The 20907-nt window shown below is 32.9% G+C and carries 17 protein-coding genes, 1 tRNA gene and 1 pseudogene; 5 read left to right on the forward strand and 14 right to left on the reverse strand.

What is annotated here, in order from left to right; genetic code table 11:
• Positions 1 to 149: 149 nt before the first annotated feature.
• The 4 genes and pseudogenes from EIG86_RS06070 to EIG86_RS06085 all read right to left on the reverse strand — a co-directional run bounded on the left by EIG86_RS06070 (position 150) and on the right by EIG86_RS06085 (position 4759).
• On the reverse strand, positions 150 to 1133 hold the full coding sequence (locus tag EIG86_RS06070) for a nucleotidyl transferase AbiEii/AbiGii toxin family protein (protein WP_127845275.1): 984 nt from the start codon (positions 1131 to 1133) through the stop codon (positions 150 to 152).
• Positions 1130 to 1855, reverse strand: a complete 726-nt coding sequence (locus EIG86_RS06075; RefSeq protein ID WP_127845276.1) for a type IV toxin-antitoxin system AbiEi family antitoxin domain-containing protein — start codon at positions 1853 to 1855, stop codon at positions 1130 to 1132. The genes EIG86_RS06070 and EIG86_RS06075 overlap by 4 nt, the downstream gene beginning before the upstream one ends.
• A gap of 317 nt (positions 1856 to 2172) precedes the next feature.
• Positions 2173 to 3522: a tyrosine-type recombinase/integrase gene (locus EIG86_RS06080; RefSeq protein WP_127845277.1), complete on the reverse strand. Its 1350-nt coding sequence runs from the start codon at positions 3520 to 3522 to the stop codon at positions 2173 to 2175.
• Positions 3523 to 3880: 358 nt separating this feature from the next.
• Positions 3881 to 4759: pseudogene (locus EIG86_RS06085) on the reverse strand (IS982 family transposase).
• Positions 4760 to 4926: 167 nt separating this feature from the next.
• Between EIG86_RS06085 and EIG86_RS06090 the strand changes: the two are divergent.
• Positions 4927 to 5535 (forward strand): hypothetical protein, encoded by a 609-nt coding sequence (locus tag EIG86_RS06090; RefSeq protein WP_127845278.1) that lies wholly within the window; start codon positions 4927 to 4929, stop codon positions 5533 to 5535.
• 116 nt (positions 5536 to 5651) lie between these two features.
• Positions 5652 to 7799, forward strand: coding sequence for an autotransporter outer membrane beta-barrel domain-containing protein (locus EIG86_RS06095; protein ID WP_127845279.1), 2148 nt, complete (start codon positions 5652 to 5654; stop codon positions 7797 to 7799).
• Positions 7800 to 7954: 155 nt separating this feature from the next.
• Here EIG86_RS06095 and EIG86_RS06100 read toward each other — a convergent pair whose 3' ends face one another.
• The 3 genes from EIG86_RS06100 to EIG86_RS06110 all read right to left on the reverse strand — a co-directional run bounded on the left by EIG86_RS06100 (position 7955) and on the right by EIG86_RS06110 (position 9211).
• Positions 7955 to 8368, reverse strand: a complete 414-nt coding sequence (locus EIG86_RS06100; protein WP_127845280.1) for a hypothetical protein — start codon at positions 8366 to 8368, stop codon at positions 7955 to 7957.
• Complete coding sequence (locus EIG86_RS06105; protein WP_127845281.1) at positions 8368 to 8919, reverse strand: hypothetical protein; 552 nt, start codon at positions 8917 to 8919, stop codon at positions 8368 to 8370. The genes EIG86_RS06100 and EIG86_RS06105 overlap by 1 nt, the downstream gene beginning before the upstream one ends.
• Before the next feature lie 207 nt (positions 8920 to 9126).
• Positions 9127 to 9211 (reverse strand) — tRNA-Ser (locus tag EIG86_RS06110).
• A 175-nt stretch (positions 9212 to 9386) separates the two neighbouring features.
• Here EIG86_RS06110 and EIG86_RS06115 point away from each other — a divergent pair.
• A complete protein-coding gene (locus EIG86_RS06115) occupies positions 9387 to 10400 on the forward strand; it encodes a M28 family metallopeptidase (protein ID WP_127845282.1) in 1014 nt (337 codons plus the stop codon).
• A gap of 77 nt (positions 10401 to 10477) precedes the next feature.
• On the opposite strand, the gene EIG86_RS06120 is transcribed toward EIG86_RS06115, so the two are convergent.
• From EIG86_RS06120 to EIG86_RS06130, 3 genes are read right to left on the reverse strand one after another with little or no spacing between them, the layout of a single operon-like run.
• On the reverse strand, positions 10478 to 11095 hold the full coding sequence (locus tag EIG86_RS06120; RefSeq protein WP_127845283.1) for an L-threonylcarbamoyladenylate synthase: 618 nt from the start codon (positions 11093 to 11095) through the stop codon (positions 10478 to 10480).
• Between the two features lie 41 nt (positions 11096 to 11136).
• Entirely contained in the window at positions 11137 to 11769 is a 633-nt protein-coding gene (locus tag EIG86_RS06125; RefSeq protein ID WP_127845284.1) for a potassium channel family protein, read from the reverse strand.
• Between the two features lies 1 nt (position 11770).
• Complete coding sequence (locus EIG86_RS06130; RefSeq protein ID WP_127845285.1) at positions 11771 to 14086, reverse strand: ATP-dependent helicase; 2316 nt, start codon at positions 14084 to 14086, stop codon at positions 11771 to 11773.
• A gap of 128 nt (positions 14087 to 14214) precedes the next feature.
• Between EIG86_RS06130 and EIG86_RS06135 the strand changes: the two genes are divergently transcribed.
• The gene (locus EIG86_RS06135) at positions 14215 to 14739 is read left to right on the forward strand and encodes a DUF7935 family protein (protein ID WP_127845286.1); all 525 of its coding nucleotides are present in this window, start codon (positions 14215 to 14217) and stop codon (positions 14737 to 14739) included.
• Here the strand turns inward: EIG86_RS06135 and EIG86_RS06140 are convergent, their stop codons facing one another.
• Positions 14740 to 16824, reverse strand: coding sequence for a M1 family metallopeptidase (locus EIG86_RS06140; RefSeq protein WP_127845287.1), 2085 nt, complete (start codon positions 16822 to 16824; stop codon positions 14740 to 14742). It lies immediately after the preceding gene.
• Between the two features lie 74 nt (positions 16825 to 16898).
• The gene (locus EIG86_RS06145; RefSeq protein WP_127845288.1) at positions 16899 to 17963 is read right to left on the reverse strand and encodes a putative type IX sorting system protein PorV2; all 1065 of its coding nucleotides are present in this window, start codon (positions 17961 to 17963) and stop codon (positions 16899 to 16901) included.
• A 98-nt stretch (positions 17964 to 18061) separates the two neighbouring features.
• Here EIG86_RS06145 and EIG86_RS06150 point away from each other — a divergent pair, with 98 nt between their 5' ends.
• The gene (locus EIG86_RS06150) at positions 18062 to 18799 is read left to right on the forward strand and encodes a CDP-alcohol phosphatidyltransferase family protein (protein ID WP_127845289.1); all 738 of its coding nucleotides are present in this window, start codon (positions 18062 to 18064) and stop codon (positions 18797 to 18799) included.
• Here the strand turns inward: EIG86_RS06150 and lnt are convergent.
• The gene (lnt, locus tag EIG86_RS06155; protein WP_127845290.1) at positions 18796 to 20382 is read right to left on the reverse strand and encodes an apolipoprotein N-acyltransferase; all 1587 of its coding nucleotides are present in this window, start codon (positions 20380 to 20382) and stop codon (positions 18796 to 18798) included. The genes EIG86_RS06150 and lnt overlap by 4 nt on opposite strands.
• Before the next feature lie 187 nt (positions 20383 to 20569).
• On the reverse strand, positions 20570 to 20821 hold the full coding sequence (rpsT, locus tag EIG86_RS06160) for a 30S ribosomal protein S20 (protein ID WP_127845291.1): 252 nt from the start codon (positions 20819 to 20821) through the stop codon (positions 20570 to 20572).
• Positions 20822 to 20907 lie beyond the last annotated feature (86 nt).

Genomic DNA, 20907 nt, shown 5'->3' on the forward strand with positions numbered 1-20907 from the left:
TTGGAATACTGTTTTTCTTGTTGTTTAAAGTTGTTGTTTGCATGATATAATATCAACAACGGTCGTTGCTATTGTTGTTGTTGTTGTTTTGTTAGTACAATTATAAGGGTTGCGATCTAAGTATTGCTAGGTTTGACTATCGTATATTTTTATTCTCCAACATTTATATCCCAACCTATTGTCGATAATCTGTTTTGAATTTGCATCAACGTACTTAGCATTTCGTTTTCTTCAGGGAAGTCACCATAAACCAGATTTTTAAAAGAAGTTTTATAAGTAGTTCGTAAATCAGTCCAGACTTGTGTAGGGTTTTCAAAAATCAAAGATGAAACAGGATGGTTTTTCAGCCATTTGTTGTTGTTTTTGAAACTGATGATATCATCCTGAGCAACTTTCAGCAACATTCCATCAAATCCTTCTGAATTAAAGAAGTTTAAAAACTCTTCATTCAAAAGCAGCTGATGTAAGTCGTAAATGTGTCTGATTTTTTGCTTTAAATCACCAACTGGGTTTTCAGTATATGAAAAACGCACCAAGCTCATTATTTTTTCGCAAATGGTTCTGATTGGCTCTAGAACCAATACTTCAAAAGGTAATAAATCATGTGTTCTAGCCATTTCCGCTTGTGCATTATCTATCATCATTTGTCCTACAAAGGAACTGACGCTTTTTGTGGTGTAAGGTTCAAAATATCCGAGCCAAGTGGCTTCAACAACAATTGCATCTCTAATTTGACCATAATCACCTTGAAATTCTTTGCTATAAGAATGTGCTGTTTTCCGATTCATTCCCATTTTATGAGTTAAACCTGCTATTTTTATTTCAGGCAACACATTATCAACGATTCTACCAATAGTTTTAATTTTGGTTGTTAATTTGTTGTTTGATTCTCCTTCTCTCCTTAAAACAACTAAATCAATATCTTCAGAAAACCGATCGATGACATTGAAACATTTTGATAGCGCAGTTCCACCTTTAAAAATGGTATCACGACCAATATCATTGTTGAAAATATTGAAAAGTGCAAAAGTTACCCAATAATCTTTTTCAACATAAACTGCTGGTATTTGCATCTGATCTGATGCATACTGAATCGCTTGCCTAAAAAGCTTTTTATCTTCGTGAAGTTTCATAATATATTCCAGTCTGATGTTGTGTTCAAAATTTCGTTTGCCTGTGGAATCTCATATTTAGTGATTGGATTTAGCGATTTTTTCAAAGTTGATGAGATAGGTTCTTCATCTACTTCGTCAAGCAAAGCACCCAATAAAGCTCTTGTTGATGGTGGATATTTCAGAGATAACCTTATGAGTTCCCTTTTATCATTTAAATTTAAGTCTTTGAGTATCTCCAAAAACCGCAAACAAGATGTTCTCACATTTGAATCTGGTATTTTTTTAATGTATTTAATGGCGTCTAAAATCTGTAATAGCGGAATATTTTTGCTGGTAATCGTGTTTTTTTGTTTGACAAAAGAAATGGTGTAACGCCCTCTATTAAATTTAGGTCGTAACTCATTCTTACCAATTTGAATGATGTTGCTTACCTGAGTTGTCAAGCCTAGCTTATTATAAATACTGTATCCAGTAAGATATCCTACTGTTTTTCCATCTTCATAAAGCAAATCTTTTACAATTTGTTCTTGACTAGGTTGAAGTGTTCCGAAAGGTGTCTTTTCAGGCTTATAATATTTCCCTTTGGCTAATTTGGAAATTTTACCCGAATCAACCATACGGTTGAGGGCTTTTATGACTGCTTCTTTTGTTTTCACCTCAACATCAAAATCATCATAGGTGAACACATAACCTTTCGGCAGTCGATCTATGGTATTCTTAATATTTTCAGTTGTTTTCAAGTGATATTATTTATTTCAAATATAGTAAAATGTCCAGTTTTTTAAGTAATAAACTGGACAAATATAGATTTTTTTGAGAGTAAAGCTATACTACTTATCTTTGCGTTGACAGCAACGCAAAGATAAGTAGTATGGTTTCTATATTCTTATATCATACACTTAGAATCTAATTCAACAACATGCGTTGTTTTTAGTTTATAACAGCAAATATTAGTAGTTTCAAGAATTGAAATATTATTTGGAAAGTTTTTGTTTATTTCAACAACAACAAGAAGAAACAAGTGATGTTAAAATCAGAAGCGATTAAATTGGCATTCTTACTGAAAAAAAGGATGGTTTTTTATTTTATCAAAACGATCTCGAGATGTAGATTTTATATAAGTGAAAAATGCTTTCTCTGTTTTATGGCCTGAAATAGTCATAATATCTACAGGTTGCATACCACCATTAAAAGCGTTGGTGCAAAAACTTCTCCTTGCGGTGTGGTTTGTTATTTTTTCATACTTAGGAATACTGGTTTCTGTTGTAATCCCATTTTTAATTGACTTTACCTTAACGAGTTCGTCTAGTTTTGCAGCTTTTCCTATCTTCTTGATGTACAAATTGATTTTCGCATCAGACACTTTCTTTGGCATGTCTCCATCATATTTATCAAGTATGTTTTGTAATGCTGTTTTAATGGGTATTTCAACTAATTTTGAAGTTTTACTGGTTTTCACATTAATAGCTTTCATTTTTCTTCCACCAACACTAAATTCTTTGATGTTATCTTTAGTGAGCTTCAGTAAATCAGAAACCCTTAAACCTGTATAACAACCAATTGAAAAGAAATCTCGACATCTTTCTAAATAATCAAGATATGGTTTTACTTCCTCTTTCTTAAAGTATTCACCATCATTATCTTCGAGTAACTTTTCTAAGTCAACTTGATTGATTTTTTCAATTTCATCTTCATTTAAATACACATTTTCCACTTCTTCTGTAGGTTTAGAAAAGGCTGATTTTTTAAAGTCCAAATTTCTATGGAAATCACGTTCGTAAGCATCGTTCATTATAGCCTTTACGTTTTTGATCACTGTACCTTTATAGTTTACGCTATAATCATGTCCAGACATATAGTCAATTAATTTATGATGAAAAGAAAGCGTAACATCATCAAAACATAGTCTTTTTTTGTGTTTTTGAAAGCGTTCAACCAATTCTTTGGTGTTTCTAAGTGTTTTCAAAGTTCCTTTATTATAAGGTTTGTTCGTTTTGGGTCTTGGATTTGTTGAGTAGAAATTTAAAAACCATTCAAAGTACTTTAAAAAGTCTTGGTTATTTTCTTTGGTCTTAATTTCATTTACACTTACATCTCTATTTTTAATTACACTCTCCATTCTCGATTTTACCAAATCATTTGTAAGTTCTAAGTCTTCATTTACATGTTTTGAAATAATCTTATCGGCTTCGGCTTCCAACAACCTTAATTTACCGTTTATACCTAAAGCTTCAGGTTCGCTAGGAACTAATTTTACTTTAGAACTTCCCTTATCCCAATTCTTAAAATCAATCAGTTTGTATGGTGTGTAATACTCAATTTTTTTATGCTTTCCATAATTGAAGATGACTTTTATAGTCCCCGTTCCAGACTTATTTTTCTTGACTGTAAATTTTGAATTAGCCATATAATTAGATTAAGTGTTTATTTATTTTTCGGGGCGTGCTCCGAGGCGTGCCCTGAGGCGTGCCCAAAATTAAACTAAATAGATGAATTATACTCTAAAATAGAATAAATATTTTGTAAATAACTAAAATACAGTAAAATAACGCGGTTTTTGGTTTAACCAGTTTTACTTAAAAATCAAATAAAATACAATATATTGAATCCTGCCGTGGTCACAAACAGAACCATCAAACCCCTGTAAATCAGGGGTTTTTTATTGAAAACATATCTTAAGTATTTCCTTGATTGTTATTTGATTAAAACATCAAATAATATCTTATTCATTTTAAGTTTTTTGATAATTTAACCCGTTGTGCATTTTAAATAATGCTGATTTTAATGTTATTGATATTTCTATCAAAAATAAATTTGTTTGTATATTTAACAATTGTAAATGAGGTGATCTTAGATATTATTCTAGTTTTAAAACCAGCAAAAGATTTAGCATAATTATGCCTTATCATAAACTGATCACATAATTGAGAAAATAATGTCTCTATTCTTTTCCTTTTTTTCCTAAAAATGTAAGGCTCTTTTTTATAGTTTTTCTGATTAATTCTCATAGGAGTGTTCAATCTAATATTACAATTCTCAATAAGATTTAGCTGCATTTCTGTGGAAAAATCCCTTATCTGCTATTAATAGTATAATCTCTAATTTGTGCTTTAATGTCTTTTAAATAGTTTTTGTCGTGCACGGATTCTGGGCTCAAATCCAGACTTTAGAATACACCATTTACAGAACAAATTGCATGAAGCTTATAGCCGTAATATATTGAGCTTCGAGATGCGCAATATCCTTTATTAGGATATTCATAGGTGTGTTCTTTGCATATTTTAGAACGAGAGCTTCGTGAGAGCTTACACACTTCCAAAGGCATGCTATCTATGATGTAGTAATCTTCAAATTCATTAAAATAAGAAGCTATTTTTAGTCTGATTTTATCAATATGATCTGCTAACTTGCGTCTTCTTCGGTTATACACACTGCGTTCAATTTTAGAAGTAAAGCTTAAAGGTAGTCTTCAGAATAAATCATTTTCACTATCTACACCCATATATTTAGCGCTTAAGGATAAACTTATAAGCTCTAAGTTACTCAGTTTTGGACGGTGTCGCTGATAAATTAATAGTTGTTGTTTTTGATATCTTTTGTAATACTTCAAAAATTCTTTCGTAATTTACACTTAAGTTGTTCATGTTTAAAGTTTTATAACTAAAAAAATTATTGATTATCAGTGATATGAGCAACTTTCTTTATTTTAAATAAAGATGCACAACAGATTAAATATTTTTTTAAAAAAGTATATACCGATAAAACTTGTATAATTATTATAATTTAATTATGTTTATAAAAAATTAATAATATGCAAAATTTTCACAAATTATCGGTTTTACTTCTTTTATTAATTGCACTTGGTTGTTCATCAGGCGATGATTCAAATGATTCAAATGATTCAAACGATTCAGGCGACTCCATAGATTCAATCGAAGGTTTAACATATACTGCTGTAGAAATTTCAATAGATACACCAGTTGATTTAAACGGAGATGGCGTTTTCTCATTGAATATATTAGATGAAGTGGATTGTTATATTGCTGCTTTGAGTTTTAATCAAGAGAAAGTTTACCCTCCTAATTGGTACGGACTTAGAATTTGGGTTGATAATATGGAATCTGATCCTGCACAAAATTTTGGCTGTGGTTCTATTAGTGGAAATTTACCTATATGGTTAGAACATGAAGATTATGTAGAAATTTTGAGTAGTGATACTATGCGTCAAGATTCAAACGCTTCTGAAATTAGTCCATATCCATATCGGGGTTACTTCTCGAACAATAAAAACACTATAACTTTCAACTTTGACCATTCGATGCTTGGCACTTTTAGAGAAGATTCATCATTTATAATTACTGAATCTGGTGATATTGTAAGATATGAAGGTAACGTGAAGATGGTTTATGAAAAATTATAATTTTTTAATATAGAAATGCAAGGTTAGTGCTCGCCTAAATCAAAAAAATATATTATCATTTAATTTAACGATTTTGTTAGATTTATTTACTCTTAAATTATTAAAAAAAGTTTATTATGAAAAAGCTTAGAAGGATTACATTATTGTTTTTATTAATTTTTAGTTTTTTTAGTTGTCAGGACGATGATGATTTTAACCCCAATACTTCTGAAAATCCAGAGCTGAGAGACGAGATTTTCAAAAACAATAATTTTGGCAATACAATGCAAGCAGACTTTATTGGTTATGTAGCCGATGATTATGGTTTTAATAAATTGGAAAATGTTTCAATAACTATCGGTAATAAAACAACTACGACCGATAGGAATGGGATGTTCATTATTCAAGATGCTAATGTTTACAATAATTTTGCATACATCAAAGCTGAAAAACCAGGTTATATTTCTGGATCGCGGGTTGTAATTCCCAAAGAGGACGGTTTCAGTAGAATAATGATAGGACTAATTGAAAAAGAAGTCGAAAAAACAATAAGTTCTGGAGAAATTTCTGAGGTGAAATTTAGGAACGTCAAGGTCCAATTCAGTGGTGATTTTGTAGATTCCGAAGGAGATCCATATGAAGGAGATGTAGATGTTGTTACAAGATATTTATCTCCTTCTTATGGATATAATTTTAACCAAATGCCGGGGTCATTATTTGCTCAAACCGCTTCAAATGAATCTAGGATATTGGAAAGTATTGGAATGGCTTCTATAGAACTATATTCTCCTACAGGCGAGCCTCTGAATATAAATACAGAACATCCATCTATTATTGAATTTGATGTTCCAAATAACATAAATCCTGGAAATCTTCCAGAGACTATTGAGTTATGGTATTTCGATGAAGAAGTCGGTTATTGGAAAGAGGAAGGATTAGCTACGCGAAATGGAGATAAGTATATTGGTGAGGTTTCACATTTTACTTGGTGGAATCTAGACCTGCCAATTGAATACGTTGAACTTTGCTTTTCTGTATCTCCGCTCAATGTTGATTCTCAAAAACTATATAATGTGTATATTACCAGGGAAACGTCTATGGATGAACAGTTGATCTATACTGGTTTGCTATCTTCTGATAGTGATATTAAAGAATGTGGTTTTGTACCTAAAGATGAAGAGTTAAAAATTACTGTAGTAGCTAGGGGTATTTGTGAAAGCGAAACTGTGCATGAAGAAATAATTGGACCTTACTCTACCGATTCATCAGAGAATATCACATTTTCTGAACAAACATCAAACCTTAATGTAACAGGAACAGTTACAGATTGTGAGGGAAATCCTTTGTCTAATGGATACTTGTTTGTCAATTCGGAAAATACTTTTGAAATCACCGATGGTGTTATTGATGTTACTGTAGGTGGTTGTAGCACTTTTGATATTGATATTCAGATTTTCGATTTGGATACAGATCAGTTTGTGGTGGTAGATAATATTATATCTAGCGGAAATTCAACTATTAATTTAGGATTCCTAAGCACATGTCAGGATAGTGGTGGTATATATAATGGGAATGTTACATTGACATCACAAGATGAAGTTGATATTTTTGGCTTACAAAATTATCAAATTATTGATGGTAATTTAAACATTTCTGGAGAAGACATAATTGACTTATCCAATTTATCGAATTTGGAAGAAGTTGATAATTTAAGGATTAATAGCACTCAACTTCAAAGTCTAGATGGTTTAAACAATATAAGTTTGAACGGAAGTAACTTAACAATATTTGATAATGACCAATTAATTTCTTTAGATGCATTACAGAATCTTACTTCTGCAAGTTATGTAAATCTATCGTACAATGATGCTTTAAACTCTTTGAGCGGCTTAAATAGCATAACAAACCTTGAATCTTTAGAAATTGTTAACAACTCAAGTTTACAAAACTTGAATGGTTTAGAGTTTATTACTGATATTTTATATTTATCGATAGAAAGAAATGAAAATTTAATAAGTCTTGATGGACTTGAAAACCTAACAAACATTGGACCTTCGTATTTTAGGTATTCTTCAGCGCTTATTATTGGAGGTAATCATTCAGATATGCTTGATCAAGAGGGAAATTCGATTGTAGAAAGTGCACCAAATCCAAATTTAACGGATTTTTGTGCACTCGAAAATCTTATGGTAAATGGAAATGGTTCAGCAGAAAATGTCCAAATAATTTATAATGCTTACAATCCAACAGCGCAGGATATTATAGATGGAAATTGTGAACAGTAAAAAAATATTTTAAAAGCAAAATATTAGTTTTTGTACTCTATAAGAGACACTATTTATTCTTTAAAGTGTCTCTTATTTATTAATGGATATTTTAAAGAATTTGAATTTATCACATAAACGCAATTTTTAGATTTGAAGTTTTTAATTAAGTTTTGTTACTCAGACTTATTTCGTTTTCGAAATCTTTTGCTTTTCAAGAAACTGGCTGCGCCAATCGCAGCCATGATAGAAACAAAAGCTGTTGCGCCTAATTTGCCACCGAAACCATCATAAAACTGAGCGCTGTTTTGGTAAACAAATGCGAAAACCGCCCCAGAGAAGGCAACAATTGTCCAATGTTTAGCAATATGTCCTGATGCCATGCCTGCAAAAGATGCGCCGAAAAATACAATTGGAATTTGTCGCATTAATTCAGGACGTAAAAATTCAGGACAAAAGTAAAAACCTAAACCCACGACCAATGCAGGTAGAGCAGAAGCTTTTACATTGCTGATTTTGTATTTTTGATGCAACACAAAAGTGAGTAATGCAGAAGTTATTCCTGTCAATATGTAGAGGGAAATTTCCATTACAGCAGAATATAGGTTAACATTGTGCTTAAAACCACGCCACCAAAAGCCAAAGTGCCGAGTTTGCCACCATAACCTTGCAAAATGTTTTTAGATCCGACAAACAATAAACCGGTCAGTAACGATGCCAAAATAATAAATGCAAATCCAGATGCTACATCTGGCGCAGTCATTCCTACAAACGCACCGCAATACACTGGCGTAGGCAGACGTTTGGCAGATTTAGAATTTTGAAAAATATCTGGTAAAAAAGCAGCGATAGTGCCAACCAGAGCTGCGGCAATAACCGCACTTGCTTCAAAATTGAAATGAATTGCATAAGTAAGAATTCCACCCAAACTAACAAAAGCGACATCTTGAAAATCTGAAATAGCATGAGATTTTTCTTCACTGCGATGTTGCCGATAAGCCAAAGCTACTAAAACACTCAGCAATCCAAAACCTAAAATAATGATTATCGAATCCGTATTTTCGAAAAGCGTCATTCCAATCATAAACAGATTGAGTCCTATAAAAATAGTGAGAGAAACTATTTTGATAAGTTGATTCATCAACAATTTTTTTCTGCAAATATATCAAATGAAACAACAATGACTTTTGAAGTTTGGGATTTTGAGGTTTTTGAAATTAACTTATAAATTTTCAATTTGTACTTAATCATTTTCAGTTACAACCCTGTGAAGTTCGATAGTTAGTTTATTGTTTTTACTAGGAAAATCAAAAAAGCCCGTAATCATTGGGATTACGAGCTTTTAAAGCGGAGAAAGAGGGATTCGAACCCCCGGAGGTGTGACCCTCAACAGTTTTCAAGACTGCCGCATTCGACCACTCTGCCATTTCTCCAAATTCAAAAAGTATAGTGCTTTTTGCGGTTGCAAAGATAGCAAGCTTTTTGATTTCTCAAAATGTTTTTTCAATTTTTAATTAGAATTTTTCTACTTGCTTTTTTCACTTAAAAAAACTGGACATTCACTTAGAAAATTGATAATAAAGTTTATTTTAGGCCAAAATATTATTTATGAAACGTTTTTTTACTTTTATTTTGGCATTTTATGTCGTTTTGGGTTGTAAGTCTCAGAAAAATGATGTTACAACAGTTGACCCTCATAAGTTTTCAAAAACAATCACTTCAGATGAATTGAGCGATTATTTGTATACTTTCAGTTCAGACGAATTTGAAGGTCGTGATACTGGTGAGCCAGGACAAAAAAAGGCTTCAGAATACCTTAAAAATTACTACAGTAGCCTTAATATTGATGGTGCTTCAGAGGAAGGAAATCCTTATTTTCAAACCATAACTTCAGAATATTTCAACGGAAAATATAATGATAGTGAGAATGTAATTTCAATTATTAGAGGTAGCGAAATCCCTGAAGAATATTTGGTTTTGACTTCTCATTACGATCATATTGGTATCAAAAACGGCAAGATTTTTAATGGTGCGGACGACGATGGCTCGGGAACCGTAGCAATTATGGAAATAGCAGAGGCTTTTCAAAAAGCAGCTTTGGATGGTTACAGACCAAAACGTTCAATTGTCTTTTTACATGTGACCGCAGAAGAGAAAGGACTTTTGGGTTCTAAATATTATTCTGAAAATCCAATTTTCCCTTTAGAAAATACTGTTGCCAATCTTAATATAGATATGATAGGTCGTGTGGATGAAGCGCATGAAGATAATGATGATTATGTGTACTTGATTGGTAGTGATAAGCTGAGCACAGAACTTCATGAAATTTCAGAAGCGGTAAATGAAAAATACGTTAATTTAGACTTGGATTACAAATATAATGCAGAAGATGATCCGAACCGTTTTTACTATAGAAGCGACCATTACAATTTTGCAAAACACGACATACCAGTTATTTTTTACTTTAATGGTGTTCACGAAGATTACCATAGAGCCACCGATACGCCAGACAAAATTCGATATGACTTGTTAGAAAAGCGTGCTAAACTAATATTTTTTACCGCTTGGGAAATCGCTAATCGCGAGACACGCCCTTATGTTGACCAACCAACTTTGGATTAAAAAGAGTGATAAAGCTAAACTAAAAGCGCAATTTCCTACTGGAAATTGCGCTTTCTATTTAGATAAATAATGAACGATTATATTTCGATATTTCCCTTACCTTCTCTAATCAATTCTGGGTCAGGTTGAGTTAGGTCAATGACCGTAGAGGGATTGTTGTCGCCAAAACCGCCATCGATAACCACATCAACTAATTTATCCCATTTTTCTTTAATCAGTTCAGGATCAGTCGTGTATTCTATCACATCGTCCTCATCACGAATGGAAGTTGAAATAATCGGATTTCCCAATTGTGCGACAAGACCTTGGGCTATTTTATTGGCAGGTACACGAATCCCGACAGTTTTTTTCTTTTTAAATACAGAAGGTAAATTATTATTACCAGGCAAAATAAAAGTATAAGGTCCGGGCAAATTTCGTTTTAAAATTTTGAAGGTCGCTGAATTAATTTGCGATACATATTCAGATAAGTTACTTAAATCTTTACAAATAAATGAAAAATTTGCCTTTTCAAGTTTTACACCTTTGATTCTGGCAATTTTTTCCAAAGCTTTAGTGTTGTTGATATCACAACCCAAACCATAAACTGTATCGGTTGGATAAATAATTAAACCACCGTCTTTCAGAATTTTGGCGATACGTTTTAAGTCTTTTTCGGAAGGATTTTCTTCGTAAATTTTAATTAATTCTGCCATAATTTTAAAAATTTGATTAACCCATTAAAACTACAAAAAAATCAACTGAAATCAGATTTTTCTTTAATAGTATTCACTTTACCTGTAATGTAAGATACGATTGCGCCAAAAATGGCAATTCCGTTCAGGATAAGTATACTGGCAATGACTTTGCCTATGTTGGTTACTGGATAATAGTCGCCATAACCTACAGTAGTTATAGTGACATAGCTCCACCACATTGCATCTTCGGCAGTTTTTATATTGCCAACATCTTGTTCGAAATATAAAACTAGAGTAGAGGATATGACTAAAATTACACTTGCAGCAAAAACTATAAAACCGTACATGCTCGCCGTTTTATGTGTAATTATAAATCTATAAAGCATTCTAAAAGACTTGATAATTCTTAGTATTCTAAAAATCCTTAGCAATCTAACATATCTGAATTCTGAAATTACAGGAATAGAAGACAATAAGTCTAGCCAACCATAGGTAAAAAAATATTTCCATTTCTTTTTACGTTTACGCAACTGTTGAAAGAAATCGTAGAGAAATACCGCACAAAGCCCAAAATCATAGTAATGGATTAACTTGTTGACTTCAGAATCTTCTGGCAAGAAGAAGGTCGCTGACAGCAATACTATGCTGAAAATAGACAGAAGTGCAACAATTAATTTTGTAACGGTTAGCATCTTAATTTAGCATTTTAAGTTTAGCAAATTTTAGTATCAAATTTTTTATGCCGCCATTTTCAAAATTAATGCTGGCCTTTTTATCCATACCTGCACCAGAAACTTCTACGACTTTCCCTTTCCCAAATCGGGCATGTTCTACCATTTGTCCAGCATTTAGTTGAATTGGTTCTGCTCTTTTGGAAACGGTTTCGCCTTCGGGTTTTAGTTTACGTAAACGCTTCAACTGTTTTTCTGTAGGTTTATGACTAGGAGGTGGCGTGCCTTTTTCAGGTTTGGTTTGTCTCAATTTACTTTTATCAACATCATCAAAAATATCTTTATTGATTAATGATTTATACTGATAATCATCCCTTGGAATCATGAAATCTAGGTATTTCTCATCGATTTCATCGATGAACCTACTAGGCTCTGCATCGATAAGTTTTCCCCAGCGATATCTAGACAAAACATAGGTGAGATAAGCTTCTTTTTCAGCTCTAGTAAGTGCGACATAAAACAATCTGCGCTCTTCTTCAAGCTCAGAACGCGTATTCATACTCATTGCTGAGGGGAATAAATCTTCTTCTAAACCAACAATATATATGTATGGAAATTCTAGACCTTTGGCTAGGTGAATCGTCATCAATGCAACGCGATCTTCATCGGCAGTTTCTTTGTCTAAATCTGTTGCAAGTGCAACATCTTCCAAGAATTCGTCTAAAGTGCCGTTGTAATCTACCAATTCTTTTTGTCCTTCTACAAAATCACTGATTCCGTTTAGTAATTCTTCAATATTTTCTATCCTAGCTATGCCTTCTGGTGTGCCATCTTTTTTGAATTCTGTCAGCAATCCAGTTTTCTTGGTAACCAATTCTGTGATTTCTAAAGCATTCAAGTTTTGATTTTGAACTTGAAAACTTTTTATCATATTTATAAAGTTTCTTAATTTGGTTTGAGTACCGCGATTGATTTTCAAATCTATTTTATCCATGTTTTCAATCACTTCAAAAACAGTTCTTTTATAATGATTTGCTGCCAATATCAATTTATCCAAAGTGGTTTGGCCGATGCCTCTTGATGGATAATTGATGACTCGTTTTAGAGATTCTTCATCTTTAGGATTCACAATCAATCTTAAATATGCCAAAATATCTTTGATCTCTTTTCTTTGGTAAAATGATAGTCCGCCATATATTCTATAAGGAATATCTTTTCTTCGCAATGCATCTTCTATTGAACGACTTTGAGCATTCGTGCGATATAAAACAGCAAAATCACCATTTTTTGCGCCTTCTTGCATGCGTTTGTCTGTGATAGAACTTGCGACAAAACGTCCTTCTTCAGCATCATTAATCAACCGGTTGACATGAATTTTTGCGCCCTCTTCATTTTGTGTCCAAACGACTTTATCTAGTTTTGTTTTGTTTTTTTCAATAATAGAATTGGCAGCTTCTACAATGTTTTTTGACGAACGATAGTTTTGTTCAAGTCGGTAAGATTTCACATCGTCATAATCTTTCTGAAAATTCAGAATATTATTGATGTTTGCACCGCGAAAAGCATAAATACTTTGTGCATCGTCACCAACAACGCAAATATTTTGAAAACGATCACTCAAAGCACGAACAATCAAATATTGAGAGTGGTTGGTGTCTTGATACTCATCGACCAAAATATATTTGAATTTTTGCTGGTATTTAGCCAAAACATCTGGGAAACGTGTCAGTAATTCATTGGTTCTCAGTAGCAAATCATCAAAATCCATGGCTCCGGATTTAAAACATCTCTCCACGTATTCTTGATAAATTTCTCCCATTCTTGGGCGTTTCGCCATTGCATCATCTTCTTGCAATTCAGGATTTTGCAAATAAGCTTTGACTGTAATCAAACTATTTTTGAAAGAGGAAATTCTAGATAAAATTTGTTTGTATTTGTAAATGTCTTTGTCAAGATTCTTTTCCTTAATGATTGTTCGGATCAGTTGCTGAGAATCGTTGGTGTCGTAAATTGTGAAATTAGAAGGAAAGCCTAACTTATCACCTTCGAACCTTAGAATTTTTGCAAATACCGAGTGAAATGTACCCATCCATAAATTTTTGGCTTCTGCGCCAACAATTTCTCCGATACGATGTTTCATTTCGCGTGCAGCTTTATTAGTAAAAGTAAGTGCTAAAATATTGAATGCGTCCACGCCCTGATCCATCAGGTAAGCGATGCGATAGGTTAAAACTCTAGTTTTCCCTGAACCAGCACCTGCAATAACAATCATTGGACCGTCTTTTTGTAACACGGCTTCTTTTTGGGCGTCGTTTAACTGAGCGATATAATTTTGCAAAGTTTCCTAATTTTAAAGTTTGAATGAATTCTTCAAAATTAATCAATTTCATGGCATTCGCTAAAGTTTACCAATGTTAAATTCAATATTGAAACAGAATCAATATATTTGAACCAAAAATTAAATTTATGGATCAAGCTATTGAAATTTTAGGATATTTATCATATTTACTTCCAACTGTTGTTGTTGGTGGTATTGCCTATTATTTTTTTAAAGTTTATACAGAACACGAACGTGAAATTCGCCACATGGAGTTGCGCAAAGAAAACCGCAGCGATTTGTTGCCAATCAAACTTCAAGCCTATGAGAGATTAACCTTGTTTTTAGAAAGAATTTCACCTGGACAATTATTGCCTAGAGTTAAGCCAATTGGAACCGATAAACATGATTATGAAAATCTGCTAATTGCAAATATTGAACAAGAATTTGAACATAACTTGGTACAACAAGTTTATGTCAGTGCACGCTGTTGGAATGCAATTCGTGCTTCAAAAAATGCAACAATTTCATTGATACGTAATAAAAATATGAGTGACAAAATCACTTCAGCAGATAAGTTGAGAGAAGCAATTTTAACCGATTTATTGGATAAATCTTCACCAAGCGATACAGGAATTGCTTATATAAAAAATGAAATTAGTAATCTTTGGTAATCAATACCGATTGTTGAAAAATGTTTTTTGTTTCTCACTAAATTGATTGACCAAAGACTTCAGTTTATTGGCGTGGACTTGATCCTTGTTTAGTGTGTCCAATAATTCTCTACAGAATTTTCTAAATCGCCATACCGGATGAAACACACCTTCCATTAAATCCAAATAATTCTGAAAAGTAAATGTGTTGATTTGGTATAAATAGCCAAAGGCATGCTCACGAATTTGGTAGGCATAACCAGGAGAAGTATATTGACTTAGCCGGGCAAAAACTTCCTGTTCAAGCTCTGGCTGATAATCTGACGTAATCAAATTTAAAGTCAACCACAACATGCGCACATTTTTATCTTGAAATCCTATGACATCTGAAGTGAAATCCAAATATTCGTGTCGGTTTTCGGGAAAATTCTGCCATAAATTTAGCAGGGCTTTTTCAATAGTGACATAAGATTCATCGGTCAATAAAGATTCGTATTCCGATTGCAAACTTTTTGGAATTTTAGTCATTGAGTTAGCAATAGCTTGTCTGACGTAAATATTGTTGGTTTCGAATGCTTTTTTGTAATATGGTTTAGCAAGCTCTAAGTTTTCTCCGCTAAGTTGATAAACCGCTTCTTGACCTAAATAATCATTCACGGGGAAATCTAACGCTTCGTCTATAAATTCTTTTTTTTCATTCAAACCAATTTCTCGTAAAGCTGCTAATTTTAAATACTTTTTTATGAGTTCGTTTTGTTCTAGTATTTCCAAGGTTTCTTTAGACTGAAATGCACTTTGATTGAGCCAATTTTTTTTAAAATCATCCAACGGAACTTGAGTCAAAGCTTCCACTTCTGACATAAAATCTTCTGTTTTTACATTTTGAAATTTATGTTTTTCTAGATAATTTTTTACTGCTTGGTTGAAAACATATTCACCAACTAAATTTTTTAAAATCACCAAAGTCCAAGCTCCTTTTTGATAAAAAGTCAATGAACTAGCTTTTGAATTCAGTAGTTTTTCTCCTTTTCCTTGGTCACTGAGCACTTTTAGTTGTTCTGCACTTTCGTATAGTTTATAATAAAAATAATCATCTCCAAAGATTTCTTTTTCTACAAGCAAAGCATAATAAGTTGCAAAACCTTCGTGAAGCCAGTGGTGTTCTGAATCGGTTTCTGTAACCAAATTGCCAAACCATTGGTGAGCCAGTTCATGGGCTTGGACGTTTACAAAATTTCTGTCGTTGAAGCCGATTTCATCTACCACAAATTCTTCAGAAAAAATATTAAGCGTTGTGTTTTCCATTCCTGCATACAGAAAATCTCTAACCGGCACTTGTTTGAAATTTTCCCAAGGATATTTTACACCAATTTCATCTTCCAAAATGTTGAATATTTGTTGATGATATTTGTAAGTCGATTCAAAATTGGCTTTGTCCTGGCTCGATAAATACATTCCAATCGGAGTGTTTCCAGAAATAGACTGACTTTCGAATTTAATAAAATCACCCATTGCTACTGCTACCAAATAACTGCTCATCGGTTTTTTCATTTCAAATTCCCAAAGATTGAAGTCGTTTCTTTGGCGTTTGCGATTTAAAATACCATTGGCAATAACTTCGTAATTTTTTGGAGCAGCGTAATTTATATTAAAAACAATTTTATCATTCATATCATCCAAACTCGGCAACCAATGTGAAGTGTATTTGCCCTGACCTTGCGACCAAACTTGTGAAGAATTATTTGAAACATAAGTGTTGAAACCGACGAAGTATAAGGTTTGTTTGGGCTCACATTCATATTTGAATTTTGCTTGATAAGTTTCCTTGGCTTTGAAAGAATTTTTGAACCAGATTTTGTCTGCTGAAGTCGTAATTTTAATTTTTTCCGACAAAACCTCATTGAGATTCATTGCTTTTGCATCTAAGAATACAGAATCTGTATCTTTCAATATTTCAAATTCAACTTCAAAAGTTCCACTCACTTTTTGCTGAATGGTATCAATTTTAATTGTCGCATTTATCTTTTTGAAATCAACGATTTCAATTTGTTGAGAAAAACATGTTGAGGTGAAAACTGCGAAAAACAAAGAAAGTAGAAGTTTCATTTCATATTTTTTGTAAATATAAATGATTGATTTAAAACGGCTAAATAAATAAAGGTTTTAGTGAAATTCAATATTTATCTAAATACTGACCAATCCAATTTCAAGGAAAACACATTGGAATACAAGGCTAAACTTTGGTCGCCGATGTCGGTGAGCGCATAATCTATTTGAATGCCTCTGTATTTGAACCCAACGCCAAAATTAGGCTGAAAACCAACTTGTGTGCCACCACCAAGTTGTTCTATATTTTGAAAATTACCAACGCCACCACGAAGATAGACTAGGTTGATGTAGCCGACTTCAAACCCAAATGCAGGTGTTGCACTTAACGCTTCAGTAGAAAGAATATCGTTAGTTTGTGTAAATCTGACATCTAAATTCAGCGATGTTGTCAAGTCAAAATCACGACGAATTGTGCTGGTTTTAGCAACACCGATTTGCAGTTTTGGTAAAGTGATTTCGGTGGTTTCAGGCACTGATTGATTTTGACCTTCAACCGCATCTTGAATGGTTTCCAATTCCTCTTCGTCGAAAGTCCAAGTATTGTAAGTGGTTGTGATGTCTCTTGCCATAAAACCAAATTGCCATGAATTTCTTTCGAATTGAATTCCGGCATCAAACCCAAAACCCCAAGCATCAGCAAATTCACCGATAACACGACGAATGACTTTTGCATTTAGACCGTAAGAAAAACCATCTAATGGTAAATTTCTAGCGTATGATAAGGTAAAAGCATAATCTGCTGTTGAAAATAAACTGATTCGGTTGTAATCTATATTGCCTTGTTCATCAATAAGTTGTGTAGTGTTTAGAATATCGTCAACTCCAAAGCGAATGATACTGAATCCGACCGCACTTTTACTATCAAGTGGCATTGCACCTCCAACATAATTGTATGTTGCAATGTTTGCAAAATAATTGGCATGCATTGCAGAAACTTGGTTGTCTTCCAGCTTTGTAAGACCAGCAGGATTCCAGTATCCGGCGTTGACATCAGAAGTTGTAGCTGTTACAGCATTGGCCATTCCGAACGCAGCAGCATCAACGCCAATATTCAGAAATTCATTTGAATAACTATTGGTTTGTGAAAAACCAGCAAGATTAATCGATAGTAGGAAGATCAAAATTGTTTTCTTCAATGGCCTATAAATTTTCAGCAAATATGCTATAAATATTAATATTAAAACTTATTTTGGGCTTTGTTATTGTACTTTATCGCATATAAATTTATTTTATTATGATTAAAAAACACATTCCAAATTTTATCACTCTGATGAACTTGCTTTTTGGCTGCGTAGCCGTGATATTTGCTGTTCAAGGTAATTTACTTTTATCAGGTGCTTTTGTTTGTTTGGGGATTTTCTTTGACTTTTTTGACGGATTAGCCGCAAGATTACTAAATGTAAAGAGTGATTTAGGACTTCAGCTTGATTCACTTGCAGATATGGTAACAAGCGGTGTTGTTCCTGGAATAATAATGTGTCAACTTATCGCAACGGCTTTGGGTGATCATGCAGGCTCAAATTTACTGAGTAGCGATACGCCCTGGATGGTTTATGTAGGTTTGATCATAACTTTAGCTTCGTGTTATCGCTTGGCAAAATTTAATATCGATGACCGCCAGACCGATGCATTTATTGGTTTGCCGACGCCAGCGAATGCAATTTTTATTTTAAGCTTGGCTTTAATTGCTGATCAACAATCAAATTCATTTTTAGTGACTTGGATAGAAAATCCATATATTTTAATTCTTATTTCAGTTTTAAGTGCTCTTATTCTAAATGCAGAATTGAAATTATTTTCTTTGAAAGTGAAAAATTTAAATTTTAAAACAAATTGGTATCGTTACTTTATTCTGATACTTAGTGTATTAGGTTTGGTGATTTTTAAATATGTAGCAATTCCTTTTATCATCGTGCTTTACATTTTACTTTCAATAATTGTAAATACAAATTCGGAACAGAAAGAAAATTAAATCTCACTTTTTCTTCTAGTGATAGCGAATAGCAAAATGAAAAGGGCTAAAAATTGAGCAATGCGAGAAATGTAATCACCATATTTCACATAAAAAGTGACTCCGCTATATAGAGGTAATTCTGCATTCAAAGCAATTTTTTCATTGTATTCCGAAGATTTCAAAACACTACCATCTTTATCTATAAATCCAGAAATTCCAGTGTTAGCACTTCTTGCGACTGCTCTTCTTGTTTCAATAGCACGTAACTTGGCATAAGACCAATGTTGCTGATGACCCTGAGTTTCTCCCCACCAAGCATCGTTCGTGATAATGGCTAAAATATTGGCTCCATTTCGGACATATTCTGTGACGTATTCGCCGTAAACCGATTCATAACAAATAATTGGAGCGACAGAATTGTTGTTATTCATTTTGAAAGCTGTTCGCTCTACTTGAGTAGTTTTCATGGCAACCGTTCCGCCTAAATCTATCATAATATTGCCTAAAATCGGTTTGAGAATTGATTGATAGGGGAAATTTTCTACACCAACTACAAGTTTAGATTTATGATAAAACTTTGTCTTTTGCTCTTTGTTTTTAAAAACAGCCGAATTAAAATCGTTTATCCAGATGCCTTTTCTTACAAAGTTGCTCTGTGGAGAGATGAGCGTTTTATCTCTTATAATTTCACCCATTGAAATGCCGTAAAGTAAATTCAATTGTGGGTTTTTCAAAAGCATATTCTTTGAAAAGCTATTTGCTTGAGAATATAAATATTGATTCATTGCTGTGCCTTCAGCAAAAACAGTCTCTGGAGCAAGAAGCAACTGATTTTTATTCTTTTTTATAAATGGGGAAGACAACTCCGTCAATAATTCTGAAATACCGCTATCGTCGGTGTGGTATTTTTCTTTGTACGGATCAATATTTGGTTGCAAAACAATTGTATCGATATTTGTTTTTGAACCTGTTTCGGGATGAATAAAAACACTTATTAAAATCGGAATTCCAATCACTCCAATCATTTTTAAGCCTAATCTGACTAAAATTGATCGGTCTTTATGTTGTTTAAACAATAACAGACTTTTGAAAATAACAACATTTGAAAACAAAACCCAAAGTGAACCACCAAAAGTTCCTGTAATTTCATACCACTGAATCCATGTGGTATTTTCTGAAAAAACATTTCCTAGATTAAGCCAAGGCCAAGAAAATTCCCAGTTGAGGTGCATTTTTTCAAAAACTAACCACAATGCTATCAAAAATGAAGCTGAAGCTGTAAAATTAACCCGTTTAGCTACAATATGAAATAGTAGAAAAACCAAACTCATTAAAAGTGAATTAGCCACAATGGCAAAAACACCTCCAAAAGGTGTTGAAAAATATAACCAATAGGTCGAGATGATATTCCAGATGAGAAATGAGAGATAAGCCAAACCGAAAACTTTCCATTTTGTGTGAGATGTTTTCGTATTTCTTAAATTGAATTCAGCAAATAATAGCGGTACAAAACCAATAAAACTCAAAAAACTCAATCCGTAAGTTGGCCAGCTAAAGGCTAGGAGTAAACCTGAAATTATAGCAAGTACAATATTTTTCAAAAGTCAATAATTTTGTGTCAAATTTAAACCATTTGTATTGAAAGACTTTAGGAATAATAAACAATTGTAAAAAAAATGAGTTGAATTGCAACTGAAAATAATGAGCTAATATTTATTCATTGGGTTTCTAGCAAAAAAAAATGGTCTCAAAATATTTGAGACCATTTTAAATTCGTTCATCATTAACTTACATTGCAGCAACTTGCTTAGTCAATTGTGACTTTAAGTTTGCAGCTTTGTTGTCATGAATAATGTTTTTCTTAGCTAACTTATCTATCATAGAAATAACTTCAGGCAATTTTTTTTCTGCCTCTGCTTTATCTTCTGTAGATTTAATATTTCTTATTGCATTACGAGTCGTTTTATGCTGGTAACGATTTCTCAATCTTTTAGCCTCGTTGCTTCTTATTCTTTTTAATGCTGATTTATGATTAGCCATAACTTTAAATATAAATTTTTATTGTAGTCCGTAGGGGATTCGAACCCCTGTTACATGGATGAAAACCATGCGTCCTAACCCCTAGA

It is taken from the genome of Psychroflexus aestuariivivens (assembly GCF_004010055.1).
Lineage (GTDB): Bacteria > Bacteroidota > Bacteroidia > Flavobacteriales > Flavobacteriaceae > Psychroflexus > Psychroflexus aestuariivivens.